At 70.7% G+C, this 17,907-nt stretch carries 15 protein-coding genes; 8 read left to right on the forward strand and 7 right to left on the reverse strand.

The genetic code is table 11. The features are described 5' to 3' along the window. Nucleotides 1-79 precede the first annotated feature (79 nt). Entirely contained in the window at nucleotides 80-1,744 is a 1,665-nt protein-coding gene (locus HC362_RS30245; protein WP_243087344.1) for an alpha/beta hydrolase, read from the forward strand. Between the two features lie 193 nt (nucleotides 1,745-1,937). On the opposite strand, the gene HC362_RS30250 is transcribed toward HC362_RS30245, so the two are convergent. Beyond that, the gene (locus HC362_RS30250) at nucleotides 1,938-2,687 is read right to left on the reverse strand and encodes a lysophospholipid acyltransferase family protein (protein WP_243087345.1); all 750 of its coding nucleotides are present in this window, start codon (nucleotides 2,685-2,687) and stop codon (nucleotides 1,938-1,940) included. Nucleotides 2,688-3,410: 723 nt separating this feature from the next. Between HC362_RS30250 and HC362_RS30255 the strand changes: the two genes are divergently transcribed. Genes HC362_RS30255 through HC362_RS30270 form a run of 4 tightly spaced genes read left to right on the forward strand, consistent with a single transcriptional unit; the run spans nucleotide 3,411 to nucleotide 8,715 of the window. Beyond that, entirely contained in the window at nucleotides 3,411-4,196 is a 786-nt protein-coding gene (locus tag HC362_RS30255; protein ID WP_279240153.1) for an AfsR/SARP family transcriptional regulator, read from the forward strand. 6 nt (nucleotides 4,197-4,202) lie between these two features. Continuing rightward, nucleotides 4,203-7,187 (forward strand): polyketide synthase, encoded by a 2,985-nt coding sequence (locus HC362_RS30260; RefSeq protein ID WP_243087347.1) that lies wholly within the window; start codon nucleotides 4,203-4,205, stop codon nucleotides 7,185-7,187. Beyond that, the gene (gene redW, locus HC362_RS30265) at nucleotides 7,177-8,340 is read left to right on the forward strand and encodes an L-prolyl-[peptidyl-carrier protein] dehydrogenase (RefSeq protein ID WP_243087348.1); all 1,164 of its coding nucleotides are present in this window, start codon (nucleotides 7,177-7,179) and stop codon (nucleotides 8,338-8,340) included. Before HC362_RS30260 ends, redW begins: the two co-directional genes overlap by 11 nt. A 57-nt stretch (nucleotides 8,341-8,397) precedes the next feature. Continuing rightward, complete coding sequence (locus HC362_RS30270; protein ID WP_243087349.1) at nucleotides 8,398-8,715, forward strand: RedY protein; 318 nt, start codon at nucleotides 8,398-8,400, stop codon at nucleotides 8,713-8,715. 118 nt (nucleotides 8,716-8,833) lie between these two features. Here the strand turns inward: HC362_RS30270 and HC362_RS30275 are convergent, their stop codons facing one another. The 6 genes from HC362_RS30275 to HC362_RS30300 form a co-directional block, all read right to left on the reverse strand. Beyond that, a complete protein-coding gene (locus tag HC362_RS30275) occupies nucleotides 8,834-9,484 on the reverse strand; it encodes a response regulator transcription factor (protein ID WP_243087350.1) in 651 nt (216 codons plus the stop codon). A gap of 419 nt (nucleotides 9,485-9,903) precedes the next feature. Continuing rightward, complete coding sequence (locus HC362_RS30280; protein ID WP_243087351.1) at nucleotides 9,904-11,070, reverse strand: RedV protein; 1,167 nt, start codon at nucleotides 11,068-11,070, stop codon at nucleotides 9,904-9,906. A gap of 9 nt (nucleotides 11,071-11,079) precedes the next feature. Next, the gene (locus tag HC362_RS30285; RefSeq protein ID WP_243087352.1) at nucleotides 11,080-11,883 is read right to left on the reverse strand and encodes a hypothetical protein; all 804 of its coding nucleotides are present in this window, start codon (nucleotides 11,881-11,883) and stop codon (nucleotides 11,080-11,082) included. Then, nucleotides 11,870-12,757 carry a DUF6206 family protein gene (locus HC362_RS30290; RefSeq protein ID WP_243087353.1) on the reverse strand — a complete coding sequence of 296 codons (888 nt, stop codon included), beginning with the start codon at nucleotides 12,755-12,757 and terminating at the stop codon, nucleotides 11,870-11,872. The genes HC362_RS30285 and HC362_RS30290 overlap by 14 nt, the downstream gene beginning before the upstream one ends. Nucleotides 12,758-12,790: 33 nt before the next feature. Then, nucleotides 12,791-14,020 carry a beta-ketoacyl-[acyl-carrier-protein] synthase family protein gene (locus tag HC362_RS30295; RefSeq protein WP_243087354.1) on the reverse strand — a complete coding sequence of 410 codons (1,230 nt, stop codon included), beginning with the start codon at nucleotides 14,018-14,020 and terminating at the stop codon, nucleotides 12,791-12,793. Further along, nucleotides 14,017-14,262, reverse strand: a complete 246-nt coding sequence (locus tag HC362_RS30300) for an acyl carrier protein (protein WP_209267401.1) — start codon at nucleotides 14,260-14,262, stop codon at nucleotides 14,017-14,019. Before HC362_RS30300 ends, HC362_RS30295 begins: the two co-directional genes overlap by 4 nt. A 350-nt stretch (nucleotides 14,263-14,612) precedes the next feature. On the opposite strand from HC362_RS30300, the gene HC362_RS30305 reads away from it, so the two are divergent. The 3 genes from HC362_RS30305 to HC362_RS30315 all read left to right on the forward strand — a co-directional run bounded on the left by HC362_RS30305 (nucleotide 14,613) and on the right by HC362_RS30315 (nucleotide 17,904). Beyond that, nucleotides 14,613-15,614, forward strand: a complete 1,002-nt coding sequence (locus HC362_RS30305; RefSeq protein WP_243087355.1) for a beta-ketoacyl-ACP synthase III — start codon at nucleotides 14,613-14,615, stop codon at nucleotides 15,612-15,614. Nucleotides 15,615-15,676: 62 nt separating this feature from the next. Then, nucleotides 15,677-15,940 carry an acyl carrier protein gene (locus tag HC362_RS30310; protein ID WP_243087356.1) on the forward strand — a complete coding sequence of 88 codons (264 nt, stop codon included), beginning with the start codon at nucleotides 15,677-15,679 and terminating at the stop codon, nucleotides 15,938-15,940. After that, the gene (locus HC362_RS30315) at nucleotides 15,937-17,904 is read left to right on the forward strand and encodes an aminotransferase class I/II-fold pyridoxal phosphate-dependent enzyme (protein WP_243087357.1); all 1,968 of its coding nucleotides are present in this window, start codon (nucleotides 15,937-15,939) and stop codon (nucleotides 17,902-17,904) included. The genes HC362_RS30310 and HC362_RS30315 overlap by 4 nt, the downstream gene beginning before the upstream one ends. Nucleotides 17,905-17,907 lie beyond the last annotated feature (3 nt).

A 17,907-nucleotide genomic window follows, 5' to 3' on the forward strand; every position in this document is an offset into this window, starting at 1 on the left:
TGAAGGATCCCCTCTGAAGACCACCACCGTGGTCACGGACACCGCCGTCACACTCGGCAGTACCCGGAGGGGGAGAGACGTGAACAGACGGAAGGCGGCCATCGCCGCCGCCGGCACCATCGCCGCCGGAGCCCTCACGGCGGGGCTCATATCCGTGCCGTCCGCCGTCGCGGACGGCACCACCGCTCAGGAGCGGACGGCGAAGCGCTCCGGCGCCGCCGAGGCGCGGGGCGTCAAGATCGCCGCCGCCCGCGCAGCGCGGGCCGGTATCGACTGGAAGGAATGCCCCGCCGACTGGGGCACCAAGGCAGGCGTCGAGTGCGGCTGGGTCACCGTTCCCCTCGACTACGCCAAGCCCCACGGCAAGAAGATCAAGCTCGCCGTCGACCGGGCGCGCAGCACCGGGGGCAAGGACAAGCGGCAGGGCTCCCTGGTCTACAACCCGGGCGGCCCCGGCGGCTCCGGGCTGCGCTTCCCCAACCGCATACCGGACAAGAACCCGCTGTGGGCGAAGGCCGCAACCGCCTACGACTTCGTGGGCTTCGACCCGCGCGGCGTCGGCCACTCGGCGCCCATCTCCTGCGCCGACCCGCAGGAGTGGGTCAAGGCACCCAAGGACGACCCCGTCCCCGACAGCGAGGCCGACAAGCGCGCCCAGCGCAAGCTCGCCAAGGAGTACGCGGACGGCTGCAAGGAGCGCAGCGGCGACCTGCTGCCGCAGATGACCACGCCCAACGCGGCACGTGACCTGGATGTCATCCGCGCCGCGCTCGGCGACAAGAAGCTCAACTTCCTCGGCGTCTCCTACGGCACCTACATGGGCGCCGTCTACGCCGAGCTCTTCCCGGGCCACATCCGCAGGATGATCACCGACAGCGTGGTCAACCCGTCCCGGCGGAAGATCTGGTACGACGTCAACCTCGACCAGGACATCGCCTTCCAGACCCGGTGGGACGACTGGAAGAAGTGGGTCGCCGAGCACGACGACGTCTACGGCATCGGCTCCACGCCCGACAAGGTCGAGGCCAAGTGGCGCGAGCTGCGTGCCACCGCGAAGAAGGACCCCATCGGCGGCGTCGTCGGACCGGCCGAACTGCTGGGCTTCTTCCAGAGCGCGCCCTACTACGACTCGGCGTGGGCGGCCGTCGCCTCCGTGTGGTCCGCCTACCTCAAGGGCGACGAGAAGCCGCTGATCGAGGCCGCGGCACCGGACATGTCCGATGTGGCGGGCAACAAGCGGAGCGAGAACGGCAACGCCGTCTACAACGCCGTCGAGTGCAACGACGCCAAGTGGCCGCGCGACTGGAAGACCTGGGACCGGGACAACACCCGGCTGCACGAGAAGTACCCGTTCCTGACGTGGGCCAACGCCTGGATGAACTACCCGTGCGCCGTGTGGCCGCTCAAGCAGCACGACGCGCTGGAGATCCGTGCCAAGACCTCGCACCCGGTCCTGCTGATCCAGGCGACCCGGGACGCCGCCACCCCCTACCCGGGCGGTGTCGAGCTGCACAAGCGCCTCAAGGGCTCCCGCCTGATCACCGAGAAGGACGCGGGCTCGCACGGCATCACCAATCTGAAGAACCCGTGCATCAACGAGCGGGTCGACGCCTACCTCCTCGAGGGCACCGTCGACGCCAAGGATGTGACCTGCGCACCGCACGCCACGCCGCAGCCGGTCAAGTCCCCGGCCAAGGCGACGGCCAAGGCCAGGGCCGCGGCGGTGCCGACGCCCACCCCGTGAGCGCTCGCCCGTGAGAGGGCGACCGTGAGAGGGCGACCGCGTCAGGCCGGCAGGCGAGGGGCGGCCCGGACGAGTCCGGGCCGCCCCTCAGCTGTTCGTGCTCCAACTCGCGCCCGGCCCACCGGCTCAGCGACGCTGCTCCAGCTCAGCGACGTCACGGCCGCACGCCAGGCGTACGGCGACCGCGCTGAGTTCAGCGCTGCGCACCGCCGCTCTTCTTCGTCGGCTTCTGGCGGGTCTTCTCCTGCTTCTCCCGGGCCCGCTCCTCGGCCTGCGCCGCCTTGGCGTCGGGCGCGTACATGTCGACATACTCCTGACCCGACAGCAGCATGATCTCGTGGATGATCTCGTCGGTGACCGCGCGCAGCACCGTACGCTCGTGCTCCATCCCCGCGAACCGCGAGAAGTCGAGGGGCTTGCCGAATCTGATCGTCACCCGGCCCATACGGGGCACCTTCCGGCCCGGTGGCTGCAGTTCGAAGGTGCCGACCATCGCGCAGGGGACGACCTTCACCCCGGCGCCGAGCGCCATCGCGGCGACGCCGACCCTGCCCTTGTAGAGCCGCCCGTCGTGGGAGCGGGTGCCCTCCGGATAGATGCCGAGCAGTTCGCCCTTGCGGAGCACCCCCAGGCCCTCGTCGATGGCCGCCTGACCGGCGCCCTTTCCGGAGCGGTCGACGGGGATCTGGCCCACGCTGTGGAAGAACGCGGCGGTCAGCCGGCCCTTGAGGCCCGGGCCGGTGAAGTACTCCGCCTTGGCGAGGAAGGTGATGCGGCGTTTGAGGATCGCGGGCATCACGAAGTGGTCGGAGAAGGAGAGATGGTTGCCCGCGACGATGGCGGGCCCCTCGTCCGGTACGTTCTCCAGGCCCTCGATCCGGGGCCGGAACACCAGCCGCAGCAGCGGTCCCAGCAGTACATACTTGAGTACGTAATAGAACACGGTGCCTCTCCCGGCTCTACCGCGGTGGCTCGGCGGTGGGGTTTCCGCCGGTCGGCGCGGGGACCGGGGGTGCCGGGGTGGTGCGCATGGCTGATCTCCTGTGATCAGGTCCGACCGGACTCATGCTGACCCCCTGTTGGCTGCTGACTGAACGTCACCTCATGTGATCGGGACACGATCGTAGCGCCTCGCCGGGCCTGTGTTCGTGGTACTGCTCTCAGGCATGTTCGTGCTGCGGTGGGGGCTGTGCGCGCACCGCGGCCCTCTTTGCCCCGTTGGTCACCATGGCCCCCCTTTGCTGTGGTCCCTGGTGCTGCGTTGAGGTGATCTTGCCGCCGCTCAACGAATGGTTGAGCCGCAGCGGAGCCTTCGATCGTCCGTTCATGGGCAAAACGAGTCGGTTGATGGGTGACACCCTCCTGTGTGGCTGAAAGCATGGCTTGCCTGAAAGAAACCGACCCTCTCGACAGAGGGTATCGGCGGAGAAGAAAACAGGTTTCGAGCCACGGTTCTGTGGACAAGCGCTGATATTGAATTCCGCTTTCTGGTGCGGGCCGACGAAAAGTGCGAGCGCGACAGTGCAACAGCCTTACGGCCTGCCCGGCGGGTGACGTAATTCGAGTCACATAAGAATTCAGAGCGCGACTTCTATCGGCTACGGCCGGTACACGAGTTCAAGCGTCATGGGGGAACAACGCTGTGGACATTGACATACTCGGTCCGTTGTCCGTCTCTTGCGAGGGGCGCACCGTCGCGGTGCGTGCCAGCAAGGTCCGCGCCATGCTGGCCACGCTGGCGCTGGAGCCAGGGCATGTCGTCTCGCACGTGGAACTGGCCGACGAACTGTGGGCGGGGCACCCGGTCGGGAATCCCCGTAACGCGCTGCAGGCGCACGCCACGCGTGTCCGTAAAGTGCTGGGCCAGCCCGCAGGGGACGCCACAATTCTGCGCGCCGTACCCAATGGTTATCTTCTGAATGTGTCCCGGGGCCGCGTCGACGGAAACAGGTTTCTCGACCACGCGGTGCGGGGCGCGGACGCACTTCCCGGCGCACCGGAACTCGCGCTGCGGCATTTGGAATCCGCCCTCGCACTGTGGCGCGGGCCCGCATTGCTCGACGCCGGGGACGGCCTGCGGTGCCGCAGTGCGGGAGCGCTCTTCGAGGAACGGCGGCTGACCGTCTGGGAGGACCTGGCGAGCGCCCGGCTGATCGTGGGCGACGAATCCCGGGCGATCGCCGAGCTGCGCCAGCTCGCCGCTCAGTACCCGCTGCGCGAGCGCTTCTGCGAACTGCTGATGCTGGCCCTGTACCGGACCGGCCGGCAGAGCGACGCGCTGGAGCTGTTCCGCCTCACCCAGCGGCGCCTCGACGAGGAACTGGGCATCCAGCCCGCGGCACCGCTGCAGCGCCGGCACGCGGAGATCCTCGCGCACGACCCCTCGCTCGGCCACCCCAGCGCGCTGTGGGGCCACCGGGAGCGTGGGCGCGACGGATTGCCGACGGGCTGAGACCGGATGACCACCCCCGACGAGGAACAGGAGCAGCCCGGCATGCACGCGGGACGGGGCAGCAGCACCGGTGAGGACCAGGCGGAAGCCGCACCCGAGGCGATCGCCGTCGTGGGCATCGCGGCGCTCTACCCGACGGCCCGAGGGGTGGCCGACTACTGGCGGCTGCTCACCGAGGGGACAGCGCGTGACTCCGCGGCCACGCCACAGGACGCCCCGGGCGCACCGCGCACCCCGGCCTCCCCCGAGAGCCTGGCCGATATCGAGGTCGATGTCGCCCGGTTCGGCATCCCGCCGGCCCAGGCGCCCTCCATGGCCCGGATGCAGCTCCTCATGCTGGAGGCTGCGCGGCAGTGCCTGGACGACGCCGGGTACGGGCAGCGGCCGTTGCCCTCCGACCGCACGGACGTGGTGACCGGCACCTGCTTCGGGCTCGACCGGCAGTACGCCAACGCCCTGCGGGTGGCCAGCAGCCGGTACGCGCGCGATCTGGAGCGGGCGATGGCCTCCGCCGAGAACCCCGATCTCGGCGGAGCCGCACCCCGTGCCGCGGAGGAACTCCGCTCCGCTGCGCTGCGGCATCTGGGTGCCTCGCCCCACGACCGGATCGGCGAGATGGCGAGCACGATCCCGGCCAGGGTGGCGGCGGCGTTCGGACTGCACGGCCGGACCCTGGCGCTGGAGTCGGCCGACGCCACCTCCTACCTGGGCATCGCACACGCGATGGACAGCCTCCGCAGCGAGGTCACGGACGCCGTACTGGTGCTGGCAGGCCAGTGCCGCGAGGGCCGCTTTCCCGCCCGTGCCCTGGCGGCCAAGGGGCTGTCCACCGCCGGACCCGGCCGCCCGCACGGCGATCCGGCCGTTGCCGACAGCCGCCCCGCTGTGAGCGAGGGAGTGGGAGGGCTGCTGCTCAAACGGCTGTCCTCGGCCGAGCGCGACGGCGACCGGGTTTACGCGACGCTGCTGGACTGCACCCTCCAGCAGGACGCGCGCCCCGGCGTCTTCCGCTACCCGACCTCGGCCGAGCTGTACCGGCGGGCCACCGCCGCCAGTTGGCGGCGGTCAGGTGTGCCGGCGGCCCGTGTCCAGTACGTGGAGTACACCGGGCGCGGTCCGGAGCGAGAGCCCGGGGCCTGGGCCGGTCTCGCGGACGGCGCGGCAGCCCCGGTACCCGCCGGCACCGTCCGGGACCGGCTGGGGCACACCTTCGCCAACGCCGGGGTGGCCGCCGTCAGCAAGGTCGCGCTGGCGCTCCATCACCAGCGGCTGCCACCGCAGCGCACGGACGCCGGCGCGCGGCCGCAGCTCCCGCTCGCGGAGGCGCCGTTCGGTGCGGTCGGCGATGCACCGTTCCGTGCCGCCGCGGAGGCGGAGGAGTGGCAGCGGCCCGCGGACGGCGGACCCCGTCTCGCCGTGGTCACCGGCGCTTCGCTGACCGGCACCGTGTGCCGGCTGGTCGTCCAGGAACACCGGGCCACCGAGGGCATCCGGGAGCCGGAGCAGTCCGCGGGACATCAGGGGGGCGCGGGGCCGGTGAGGCGTACGGGACAGCGCGTGGCCGTCTCCCGGCGGACGGCGGCCGGTCCCGAGCCGATCGCCGTGGTCGGGTTCGGCGGGCGGTTCGCCGACGCGGCCGACGCCGACGCCTTCTGGGCCGCGACGCTGTCCGGCCGGGACCGTATCCGGCCGGTCTCCGGGGCGCTGCTCGACCGGGAGCTCTACCACAGCCCGGAAGCGCTCGGCCTCAACCGCAGCTATGCCGAGCAGGGCGCTCCGATGCCGGTACCCGGCGCACCTCCACCCGGGGTGCGTATCCCGCCGAGCCGCTACCAGGCACTGGACGCGGCACAGCGGGTCGGACTGGCCGTGGCCGGTGAACTCTTCGCCCGCCGGGGGGCGGCGCCGGCCGGCACCCTCAGCGGGACCGGGCTCGTGGCCGTGGGCAGCAATCTGGGGCTCTCCCGGGAGCGGCAGCTGAACACGGTGCTGTGCCTGGATGTGCTCGAGGACCTCGTGCGCTCCCTCTCCACGCTCGCCCCGTGGTCCCGGGAGGAGGTGGAGCCCCTGCTGAAGTCGGTCCGTGAGCTGTACGGCGAGGCGGGGTCCGTCGATTCCCCGGTGGCGCTCGACGGCTGCCTGGCCAGCGGTGTGGCGGCGCTCATCGCGAACGAGTACGGGCTGGCCGCCGTACCCGTCGCGGTGGAGGCCGCCTGCGCTTCCTCGCTCGCCGCCGTGGACATGGCGGTCAGCCGGCTGCGGACGGGCGGCGCGGACTACGCTCTCGCCGGCGGCGTCGAACTGCCCTGCAACGCACGCGACATGATCCTCTGCTCGGCGCTGGGGCTGCTCTCGCACGGCAAGATCACCCCGTTCGATCTGGCGGCCGACGGCTTCAGCCCGGGTGACGGCTGCGCGCTCTTCCTCCTGAAGCGGTACGACGACGCCAGGCGCGACGGCGATCCGATCCTCGGTCTGCTGCGCGGCGTGGGAGGCTCGAACGACGCCAAATCCCTCATCGCACCCGATGCGGCAGGCCAGTCGCGCGCCATGCGGCAGGCCTTCGAACAGGTCGACTTCGCCCCCGGCGCCGTCGACTACGTGGAGGCGCACGGAACCGGCACCCGGGTGGGCGACCGGGTGGAGGCCGCCGCCATGGCAGAGGTCTACGCGAGCCCGGAGCGCGAGGCGCCGCTGGAGATCGGTTCGGCCAAATCCTTCTTCGGGCACACCTTCGCGGCCGCCGGTGCCGCGGGACTGCTGCGGGCGCTGCTGGCCGTCGGCGCACGGACCCTTCCGCCCAACGCCAACCTGCGGAAGGTGGACCCCGGGCTGGAACTCGATCTGATCCCCGCCCGGGTCTGTGGCGAAGCGCGGCCCTGGCGCACGGAGCCGGGCCGGCCGCGGCGTGCGGGCGTCAGCTCCTTCGGCACCGGCGGCATCAACTATCACCTGCTCCTAGAGGAGTACACGGACAGCCATGGACTTTGACCTCTCACCGGAAACGGAAGAGATGCGCGACATGGTCGTGCGTTTCGCCCAGCGCGAGCTCACCCCGCCTGCCGAGTTCGACACCGAGGACTTCCGCCGCCGTTGGCGCTCGGCAGGACAGCAGGGGCTCGTCGGCAGCTGCGTTCCCCGTGCCTACGGCGGGAGCGGCCTTGACGCGGTCGAGGCCGCGGCGACGATGGAGGCCCTCGGGTTCGGCTGCGAGGACACCGGCTTCGCGTTCTCCGTCGCCGCGCACCTGTTCGCCGCCGTGATGCCCGTCGTGGAGTTCGGTACCGAGGAGCAGAAGAAGCGCTGGCTCCCCGCGCTCGGTTCGGGTGAGCTCATAGCGGCGCACTGCATCACGGAGCCGGAGGCGGGCTCCGACACCCTGCGGCTGCGGACCCGGGCCACGCGGGACGGTGCCGGCTACCGGCTCGACGGCCACAAGTGCTTCACCACCAACTCCCCGGTCGCCGACCTGTTCGTCGTGCAGGCCGCCACCGACCCCGGCGGCGGCTTCTTCGGGCTGACCACCTTCGTCGTCGAGGCGGGCACGCCGGGGCTGAGCGTGGGCCAACGCTACGACAAGGTCGGACTGCGCGGCTCGCCCATGGCCGACGTCTACTTCGACGGCTGCCTGGTGCCCGACACGCAGGTGCTGGGTGCCGAGGGATCAGGCGCCGCCATCTTCTCCTGTTCGATGAAGTGGGAGCGCACCTGTCTGTTCGCGGCCTACCTGGGAGCCATGAAGCGGGTACTGGACTCCACGGTCGCGCACGTCAGGGAGCGCGAGCAGTTCGGCACGCCGATCGGTGCCTTCCAGGCCGTCAGCCACCGCGTCGTCGACATGATGGCGCGCCACGAGGCGGCCAGGCTGCTGCTCTACAAGGCGGCCCGGGGGCTGGCCGACGGCACCGACGACGAGATCGGCCCCGCACTGGCGAAGATCGCGGTGAGCGAGGCGGCGGTGCAACTGGGCTTGGACGCGGTGCAGTTGCGCGGCGCCCTCGGCGTCCTGGACGGCGAGGCCGAATCCCTCCTGCGGGATGCCCTGCCCGCCCGGATCTTTTCCGGAACGAACGAGATCCAGAAGAACAATGTGGCCCGCGCGCTCGGCCTCAACCCTCCTCGGCGCAGCGCCAAGCGCCGGTGAAACCGCGGCGCCGACCAGTGTGCGGGGCCGTCGTGCAGGAAGAGAAAGGGAACAGGAATGGACATCATCATTCACCGCATCCGACTGCGGGACGGGGTCGACCGGGCCACGTTCGAATCATGGGTGCGGGAGACGGACTACGCCACCTGCCCTTTGCTGCCCAGTGTCGTCTCCTTCGACGTGCAGCGGGTCGAGGCCGAAACCGCCGCGCCCTTCCACTACTTCGAGGTGATCTCGGTCAGCAGCCGCGAGGACTTCCGCAGGGATATGGAAGGAGACACGTTCCAGGGGCTGGCGGCCGAGTTCGAGAAGCTGGCGACGGTCGTGGACGAGCTGGCGGGCGAGCGGCTGGAGCCCGGCTACCGCGCGGCCTGAGGGCCACAGGGCGGGCCGGGCGGCGCTGCCGCCCGCTCCGGGCCGGGCGACACCCCGCGGCCCGCTCCGGGGCCGGCGGCCCCGCTCCGTTGCGGGCCGCAGCGCGGACGGAGGCTACTCACCGACGGGTGACCTTCTGCTCGATCGTGTTGATGAGCCCGGTCTCGTAGGCGACGGCGACGGCCTGCGCGCGTGACCGCACACTGAGCTTGTGCAGCACATTATGAACGTGAGAGCGAATGGTGGCACTGGAGACCGACAGTTTCTCGGCGATCTCGTCGTTGGCCATCCCCTGGGCCAGGAGCAGCAACACCTCGTTCTCCCGTCCGGTCAAGGTGTTTGCCGCAGGGGGTAAGCAGCAATTGCGCGCCATCATTTCCACGGATTTCCGTGCGGCGACCGGCACCACAATCGCATCCACTTCGACAAGAGTTCTGATCACGTGAATGAGTTCTTCCACCGAGCTTTCCACGGAAAGAACGGCGCGTACACCTACGCGCAATGCCTCGAAAGCGCGGTGCATGTTCTCCGCTTTGGCGAGCATGAGGACTTTGCTCAGCCGCGCCAGGGCCGTGAGCTCGTTCCGGTCGTCGACGGAGAGCACCGGGCTCACCACGACGATCACCTCGGGCGGGTCCTCGGCGGCGAGAGCCACCGCGCGCTGTACCGAGGTCTCCCCTCTGACCTGCATGTCGTGCTGCTCGAGCAGTGCACGCATGCCTTCGCACATGATGAGTTTGTCGCAGCACATCAGTATGCGGGCGCTCATGACCGACCCCCCCGGGCGGGGTGCCGAGGGGGTCTGTCGAACGCGTGTGCTTCCCGCGGGAGGGTCCGGGGAGGTTTGCCGTAAGTCCAGGTAATTGAGCGATACGTCAACAACCACACCCTCATAAGCATCCGTCCCCCGTCCGCTGGAATGCGTCACTTTAACACGGTCTGACGGTGGTAGCCAGGGCAATGGGAGTAAGTGAATCGCGGGTAGTTGAACAGTATTCAAACACATGGAATGGGGTAACCAGTTGCCTCACACAACCGTATTGTGACGTGTTCTCCTGGCAAGGCTGACGGCGCGGGGAAAACGCTCGCTCTCCCCGGGCTCGGCAGACGCACCGCCCCGCCGCCGGGCGGCGGAGCGCCGTACCCGCCGGGCCGCTAAGCGCCGTCCCTGCCGTCCCCGGCGGGCCGTCAGAGCGTCAGATGAGCCGTGGCGTCGGGACGTCTCGCCGTCGGAGCCGCCGAGTCCACGGGCCGCCCGAGGCGGCTGACGAAGAACGTCCGGCCCTCGAGACCGAGCAGGGACTGCAACTCGCGTCTGAGGTCCTCGTGCTGGACCACGACACTTACCGGGTGCAGCGCGAGACCCGCCTCCGTCGCCGTCAGCCAGTAGTCCGCCAGCCGGGCGCCCCCGGCCAGCGCGTCGGCAGTCCGGGGCCGTGCGGCGGTGAAGCCCATGGCCACCAGGGCGGGGGTACCGGTGCGCACGGTGGCGGCGAGTCCGCCGGCCAGCCGGTGGTGATAGCCCAGCCGGCACAGCGGCAGCAGCACCCGAGGATGGAGCAGTACGCGCTTGGCCAGGTGCCGGGCGGGGGAGAGGGGACCGAAGAGCTGCGGCAGCGTGAAACCGTCCCCCTCGGCGCCGGCGTGCGCGGGGCTCCAGCGCAGATAGGAGTGGGTCTCCCGCCACGCCCGCCGGTGGCTGAAGTCCCGTCCGGCTCTTTGGGCGCAGAACGCGGCGAAGGCCTCGCGCTGGTCACGACTCGTCAGATGCTGGACGACCACCGCGTCCGATTGCGGCTGAGCGACGGGCCGGGCGGTCTGCAGGGCGTCGAGGAGACCGGCGGCGAGCGGCTCCGTACCGTAGGGGCCGCGCCGGGTACGGCGGTCGCGGGCGAGCGCGCGCAGGTCCTCGAGCCGCTCGCCGGACCCCTCGCCGTACCGCAGGGCCGCCACGCACAGCGGCGACCACTCCGGCGGCCAGCCCCGGACGGGCAGGGCAGCGCCGTTCCCGGAAACCTCCATCCGGGAGGCGGTCCAGCCCTGTGCCGCGAGTCCGCGCGACAGCGTCCGCCAGTAGGCGCCGCAGCTCACCCGCATCTCCACGGCGTGGGCCGGCAGGGCCACCAGTTCGCGGCGCCGGTCCAGGGCGAGCACCAGGTACTCCTCGTCCCGCCCGCACTCGCGGCCCAGCAGCGCGGCCGCGGCTTCCCGCGCGCCCTCGCTGACCAGCCGGGCGAGGCCCCAGGGCTGGCAGTTGTGCGACGAGGGACTGAGGCCGGCCACCGCGGCAGCCCCGGCGAGAGCCTCACCGAAACGCCGCTCCAGCTCGGGCGCCACAGGGCCCGTCGGCTGCATGCTTCCTCCCTAGGTGCTCACCACGGCCAGGAAATACCCGTCGATCTCGAACGCCCAGCTCTCCTCGAGCCCGTCGGCCGCGGCGGGCGCGTGCCGGAGCAGCCCGGAGCGGGCCCGCCAGGAGAAGCGGCCGTCGGGCCGCCACCCGGTCAGTGCCACCTCGCAGGCGTCGACCCGGAGCCCGAAGCCGTAGTGCTTGAGCACGGCCTCCTTGCACGCCCAGCGCAACGGCAGCGGCATCCCCGCCAGCAGCCGCTGCCCGGGCTCTGTCGGATGCGGTTCGCCCTCGGCGAGCAGCAACTCGGCGAGCAGGGGCGGCACTTCCCGCCGGTGCTCCAGATCGACGCCGACCGCGTGCGGACCGCAGACGGCCACCGCCAGACCGGCCGAGTGGGACAGCCCCACCTCGACCGGCGCGTCCACCACCGGCTTTCCCGCCCGCATACCGCCCACCACGGTGTCGACGCGGATGTGGCGGCTGCTGACGAGCCTGCCCCAGTGCCGCAACTGGTGGGCGCAGACGCTGTGCTTGAGCGCGAGCCGCCCCGCGAGCCACTCGCACCGCCGCTGCCGCAGCGGCAGCGAGGCCGCGTACGCCGCCTCGTGCGCGGTCAGATGACGGGACGCCAGCCGCTCCCGCACCGCGTCCCCGGCCGCGTCCAGCCAGGCGATGGACACCACCGCCAGGGTCAGCCGCCGCGCGAGGTGGTACACGCGCAGCGGCGAGCCCGGATCGAGTGCGATGCCCAGGGCCGCGCCGGTGGCCGGGCGCGGCGGTGCGAGGGCGCGGGGTGGGGCGTCAGCGGTCGACATCGGGCGGCAGCAGGAACGGGTAGGGGCGGCGCAGCGCCCGGTGCCAGAGCCGGTCGGCCTTGCGGAGCCGCTGGATGAGGGCCCAGGCACGGGCGTCGGACCGGTAGTAGTCGGCGACCTCCTGCTCGGTGAGGGGCGCCTCGAGGCGCGCGTTGGCCTGTTCCAGGAAGCCGGGTATCAGCCCGGTCAGGCGCTCCTTGTGCAGGTTGCCGAGGAAGTCGAGGACCACGCCGCGCGTCGAGTAGAATTTGTCGAAGATCGACTTGGCCGTGGCGATACGGACGAGGTCGCGCACCAGCCAGGGGAGCGAGGCGAAGAACAGCCGCACATCCAGCAGTTCGCGTCCCGTGGCGTCCCGCATCAGGGGAGAGGTCACATCGATGTAGAGCAGCTCGCCGTCCAGGTCGATCCAGTTGGACGCCTGTGCGTCCAGCCCGAGGGTGGGGGAGACGGCTCCGTCGACCTGGTCCAGGAACCGGGCGAAGAAGTCCGAGGCCCACGCCTCGCTCTCGCTGTGCAGGAGGTTGGAGCACAGCCGCTTGCGGGGCAGTGTCTCCTGGACGCAGTAGCCGACGATCCCGCCCCCGGGCCGCCGCTGGTGCCACAGCCGGGTCTCGGCGACCCGGACACCTCCCTGTCGCAGGCGCCGCAGATACGTCCACAGGGTCTGCTCGTAGTCGCGGAACCGGGCGCCGTCGGGGAAGACCGGGAGCCGCTTGCAGGCGAAGGAACCTCTCGCGGACTCCAGCTCCAGCACCAGGGTCACCTCGCCGTAGCCCAGCAGGTTCAGCGCGGAGTCGTCACTGGTCCTGAGCGCTGTCTGCACGCGCTCTTCCAGAGAGCCGAGATCGCTGTCAGGGACGGTGAACGTCATGGCGGCGCCACCTCCTTCCGGTCGGGCACGGCATCAACTGCCGGGCGTGAAGATCAGGACCGCGTTCTGGCCGCCGAAGCCGAACGAGTTGCTCATGGCGACCTCGACCTTCTCCTCGCGCGGCTCGCCGGTCACGATGTCCAGCTCGAGGGCGGGGTCCTGGTGCCGGAGGTTGGCGGTCGGCGGGATCGTGGACCGCTCCACGGCCAGCACCGTCAAGGCCGCCTCGATCGCGCCGGCCGCGCCGAGGGTGTGGCCGAGCACCCCCTTGGTGGAGGTGACGGCGGCACCGTCACCGGTCAGTCGGCGCAGCATCCGCGCCTCGACGGCGTCGTTCAGCGGCGTCGAGGTACCGTGCGCGTTGACGTGCCGGATCTCGCGCGGACCGACCCCGGCCTGGCCCAGAGCGGTGTGCACGGCCCGCAGCACGCTGGCGCCCTCCGGCTCGGGCGCGGTGATGTGGTGCGCGTCGGCGGAGGCGCCGTAACCCGACAGCCGCGCCCGGACCCGGGCGCCGCGGGCCGCCGCGTCCGCTTCCCGCTCCAGCACGAGGATGCCGCTGCCCTCGCCGATGACGAATCCGTCGCGGTCCTGGTCGAAGGGGCGGGAGGCGGCCTCCGGCTCGTCCACCCGCCGCGAGAGCGCTCCCATCTGGTTGAAGCCGGTGACCATCAGCGGCGTCACATTCGCCTCGGTGCCGCCCGCCAGCACGACGTCGCACGAGCCGTCGCGCAGCAGGCTCGCGGCGGTGCCGATCGCCGTACCGCCCGAGGCGCAGGCCGTCGCGGTCACGAAGTTGGGTCCTGTGGCCCGCAGATCGATCGCCAGGTGGCCCGCCACCATGTTGGGTACCAGCATCGGCAGCAGCAGCGCCGAGACCGACTCCGGGCCGCTCTCCAGCAGCCTGCGGTGCTGGGTCTCCATGGTGCCGATACCGCCGAGCCCGCAGCCCACCACCACGCCGACGCGGGCTCCGTCCCAGGTGTCCGGGTCGAGTCCGCAGTCGGCGACGGCTTCGCGGGCGGCGACGATCGCCAGCTGGATGAAGCGGTCGTGCATCAAGGGGCTGCGCCTGCCGACGTGCCGCGCCGGGTCAAGACCCGGCACCGTGCACGAGATGTCGACGGGGAGTCCTTCGAGGCGGGGGTCCCTCGCCGCCGCCGAGCGGCCCCGGCAGACGCCCTCCCAGGTCTCCTCCACCCCGATGCCGGCCGCTGTGACCAGCCCCAGCCCGGTGACGGCGACGGGTGAGGGGGCTGTCACTGCGCCGTGGCCTTGGTCTGGTCCTCCAGCAGCCGCGCCACATGGCCGATGGTGTCGGTCAGCGTCGCGGCGTCGTCGTCGAGTTTCACATCGAATTCCGACTGGATCACCAGCAGGAATTCGACGAGGAAGAGGGAGTCCATCTTGAGCTCTTCGAAAGTGGCTTCGGGGGTGATCTTTCCTCGGTCCACGGCGAAGTGATTGACGAGTATGTCAACCAGTTTCTCGTACATGGCACTCATGACTGTGTCTTCCCTTCTGAGGAACAGACCGACCGACTCGTCGTGTCGACGCGTCCCGAATGCGCGGCACCGCACCGGTACCGCACCGCGTGAAATGCGTTGTGACGCGTTGCGGCAACTATGCGGTCGCCGGCTGACCGTGCGCTGACCGATGCCTGACGGGACGAGGGGTCAGCAATCGGTCAGCGTGCCGTCAGTCCTGACTCATACGTTGCGAGCGACCGAAGCCCACGGGCTGTCATCCACGGGGAGGAGCACGCGGTGGTTCCCTGCCGTCGTCTTACGTCTCGGCCACGTCCAGCGCCTCGTCAAAGGATCCGTACCAACAGCCGTCCAGCGGGCAGCGCCCGGTGACCCGCGCGGCCGTACTGGCCGGCATCGGCGCCTGCCTGCCGCGCAGACTCGTCACCAACGAGGAGCTCGCCGCGCGGCTGAACAGCTCGGACGAATGGGTGCGTTCGCGGACCGGGATCAAGCAGCGGTACGTGGCGGAAGAGGGCGTGCTCACCTCCGACCTGGCCGTCGGCGCCGGCTCCAGGGCGCTGAAGTCCTCCGGCGATCCGCACGTCGACGCCCTGGTGGTGGCCACCACGACACCGGACCGCCCGTGTCCGGCGACAGCGCCCACCGTGGCGGGCAAGCTGGGCCTGGGCCACGCGGCGGCCTACGACGTCTCAGCCGTGTGCTCCGGATTCCTCTACGCGCTGGCCTCAGCCGCCGGGCTCATCGCCACCGGCGTCGCCGAGCGCGCGCTGGTGATCGGCGCGGAGACCTTCTCCCGCATCCTCAACCCGGCCGACCGCTCCACCTCGGTGATCTTCGGTGACGGAGCCGGTGCCGTGGTGCTGCGCGCGGGCAGCCCGCAGGAGGAGGGAGCGCTGGGCCCGTTCGACCTGGGCAGCGACGGCGAAGGGGTGGAGCTGATCACCGTGCCGGCCGGCGGCCCCCCGCCCGGCGGCGCCCACCCCGACCCGGTACCCGACGACTACTACTTCACCATGCAGGGCAAGAAGGTCTTCTGGCTGGCGGTGCAGCGGATGGGCCAGAGCGCCCAGACGGTTCTGGACCGTACCGGATGGCGGGTCGAGGACGTGGACCATCTCGTCGCCCATCAGGCCAATCACCGGATCACCCGACGGCTGGCCGACGAGATCGGGCTCCCGCGCGAGCGGGCCGTCAGCAATATCGCCGAGGTCGGCAACACCGCAGCGGCCTCCATCCCCCTGGCACTCGCCCACGCGCACGCCGAGGGCGTGCTGACGTCCGGCGACCGTGTGCTGCTGACCGCGTTCGGCGGCGGCCTGACGTGGGGCGCGACGACGCTCACCTGGCCCGCTGTCGAACGGAGCTGACCGACGGACCGTGAGCAGCGCTGCCGGACAGGCACGCCACGGCGACCGAACCGAGGACGGCAATGACACCTCAGAAACTCATCAGCGACTACATCGTCGATGTCTGGATGGACGGCGACGCCGAGAGCCTGGAACCGGACACCCCGCTCACCGAACTCAACATCATCGACTCGATGGGAATCTTCGACCTCGTCGGATTCCTCCAGCGTGAATTCTCCATCACCGTCCCCATTCAGGAGGTCACGCTGAAGAACTTCCGTTCCGTGCACACCATTTCCGCGCTGGTCGGCCGGTTGCGCCAGGACGAGGGGGGAAATGCCGCATGACGGAGACCGGTGCAGAACATTCCGATCTGGCGCGCCTGCACGAGCAGGTGGTGGAAATCGTCGCCGAGCGCACTCTGTACGACGAGTCCTACCTGCTGCCCGACAGCCATTTCGAGGCGGACCTGGGCATCGACTCGGTGATCCTGGAGTCGATCCTCGCCGCGGTGAAGGAGCACTTCGGTCTGCCCGACAGGCTGAGCGGGCAGGTGACCACCCTCCGCGAACTGGTCGCCGCCGTCGCCGCCGAACTGGGACGGGGCGGTGCCGGGGCCGCCTGGTCCGACGGCCCCGACGCCATCCTGTCGGCCCTCCTGTCGGCGGCGCAGCGCCAGACGCAGTACCGACCGGAACAACTCGGCCTCGACGCCCACCTGGAGCGGGACCTGGGCATCGACTCGGTGATCCTGACCTCTGTCGTGGCGGAGGTGGCACAGTCCTTCGGGGCGCCGGAAACAGTGCCCGGCTTCGGCGAGGCCACCACGCTCCGGGAGCTGGCCGACCGGCTGAGCGCGGCCTGGTCCCAGCACACCCCCCGCACCATGGCACCCCACACCGTGACCCCCCGGACCACGGCCCCCCGCACCATGGCCCCCCGACCCGAACCGGCACAGGCGGCGCAGACCGAGGCGGCCCCGGCCCCGGACCTGCCCGCACCGGGCGGGGAAGCGCAGCGGCAGCCGGCACCCGACGCGGCCGAGGACGGGTGGGACGGCCGCTCGATGAAGGACTTCGTGGAGCAGCGCGACCCCGACATCTTCGCCAAGGCCCGCACCTTCGGCACCTATCTGCGCGGCCGCGAGGCGGACCAGCTCTACTGGTACGGCATGCCACTGCACTCCCGCTGCGAGAACCGTGCGGTCATCTTCGACGAACTGGCCGGCCGCAAGCGCGAGTTCCTGATGTTCGCCTCGAACAACTACCTCGGCCTCGCCAACCACCCCAGGGTGATCGAAGCCGTCTGCGACGCCACCCGCGCCTACGGGGCGACACACACCGGATCGCGGTTCATCGGCGGGACCAACATGCTGCACAAGGAGCTGGAACGCCGCCTGGCCGCCTTCAAGCAGCGCCCGGCCTGCATCGTCTACCCGGGCGGCTACTCCGCCAACCTGGGCGCCATCTCGGCGCTGGTCAAAAGCTACGACACGCTCGTCGTCGACAAGCTCAACCACATGAGCATCGTCGACGGTGCCAAGCTCTCCGGCGCCGGCCGCAGGATCTACCAGCACAACGACATGGCGGATCTCGAACGCGTGCTCAAGCGCGGCGCCGACTCGCCCGGCGGCACCCTCATCGTCGCCGACGGCGTCTTCAGCATGCACGGCGACATCTGCGACCTGCCCGGCATCGTAGGGCTGGCCAAGACGTACGGCGCCCGCGTGATGATCGACGACGCGCACGCGACCGGCGTCCTGGGCGCCCGCGGCTCCGGAACCACCGAGCACTTCAACCTCAAGGGCGAGGTCGATCTGGAACTCGGCACCATGAGCAAGACACTGGCCGGCATGGGCGGGTTCGTCGTCGGTGACGAGGAAGTCGTCGAGTACCTCCGCTTCTACTCGAACTCCTACGTCTTCGCGGCCAACATCCCCGCCGGAGTCGCCGCCGGACTGATCGCCTCGATCGATGTCATGGAGGCGGAGCCGGAGCGGGTCAAGCGCCTGTGGACGAACATCGGCGCGCTCCGCGCACGGCTGCTGGAGGCCGGGTTCGATCTGGAGAACTCCGAGAGCGCCATCCTGCCCATCCGCATCGGCGACGAGCGGCTGGCGATGGAGATGGGCCGCGCGGTACGGGCCCGGGGCCTGTACTGCCAGACCGTGGTCTTCCCCGGCGTACCGCTCGGAGACGCCCGGCTGCGGGTCAGCGTGACCTGTGAGCACACCCCGGAGGATCTCGAACTCGCCGCGGACATCTTCCTCGACGCGGCCCGTGAGACCGGCGTGCTGCGGGCCGACCGGTGAGCG

Source organism: Streptomyces sp. 891-h, from assembly GCF_022760275.1.
In the GTDB taxonomy this organism is placed as follows: domain Bacteria; phylum Actinomycetota; class Actinomycetes; order Streptomycetales; family Streptomycetaceae; genus Streptomyces; species Streptomyces spirodelae.

Excerpts from the sequence above, each read along its gene's own strand:
- HC362_RS30260 (WP_243087347.1), top strand. The coding sequence starts at position 4,203 with ATGACCACCCCCGACGAGGAACAGGAGCAGCCCGGCATGCACGCGGGA.
- redW (WP_243087348.1), top strand. The coding sequence starts at position 7,177 with ATGGACTTTGACCTCTCACCGGAAACGGAAGAGATGCGCGACATGGTC.
- HC362_RS30270 (WP_243087349.1), top strand. The coding sequence starts at position 8,398 with ATGGACATCATCATTCACCGCATCCGACTGCGGGACGGGGTCGACCGG.
- HC362_RS30275 (WP_243087350.1), bottom strand. The coding sequence starts at position 9,484 with ATGAGCGCCCGCATACTGATGTGCTGCGACAAACTCATCATGTGCGAA.
- HC362_RS30280 (WP_243087351.1), bottom strand. The coding sequence starts at position 11,070 with ATGCAGCCGACGGGCCCTGTGGCGCCCGAGCTGGAGCGGCGTTTCGGT.
- HC362_RS30285 (WP_243087352.1), bottom strand. The coding sequence starts at position 11,883 with ATGTCGACCGCTGACGCCCCACCCCGCGCCCTCGCACCGCCGCGCCCG.
- HC362_RS30290 (WP_243087353.1), bottom strand. The coding sequence starts at position 12,757 with ATGACGTTCACCGTCCCTGACAGCGATCTCGGCTCTCTGGAAGAGCGC.
- HC362_RS30300 (WP_209267401.1), bottom strand. The coding sequence starts at position 14,262 with ATGAGTGCCATGTACGAGAAACTGGTTGACATACTCGTCAATCACTTC.
- HC362_RS30310 (WP_243087356.1), top strand. The coding sequence starts at position 15,677 with ATGACACCTCAGAAACTCATCAGCGACTACATCGTCGATGTCTGGATG.
- HC362_RS30315 (WP_243087357.1), top strand. The coding sequence starts at position 15,937 with ATGACGGAGACCGGTGCAGAACATTCCGATCTGGCGCGCCTGCACGAG.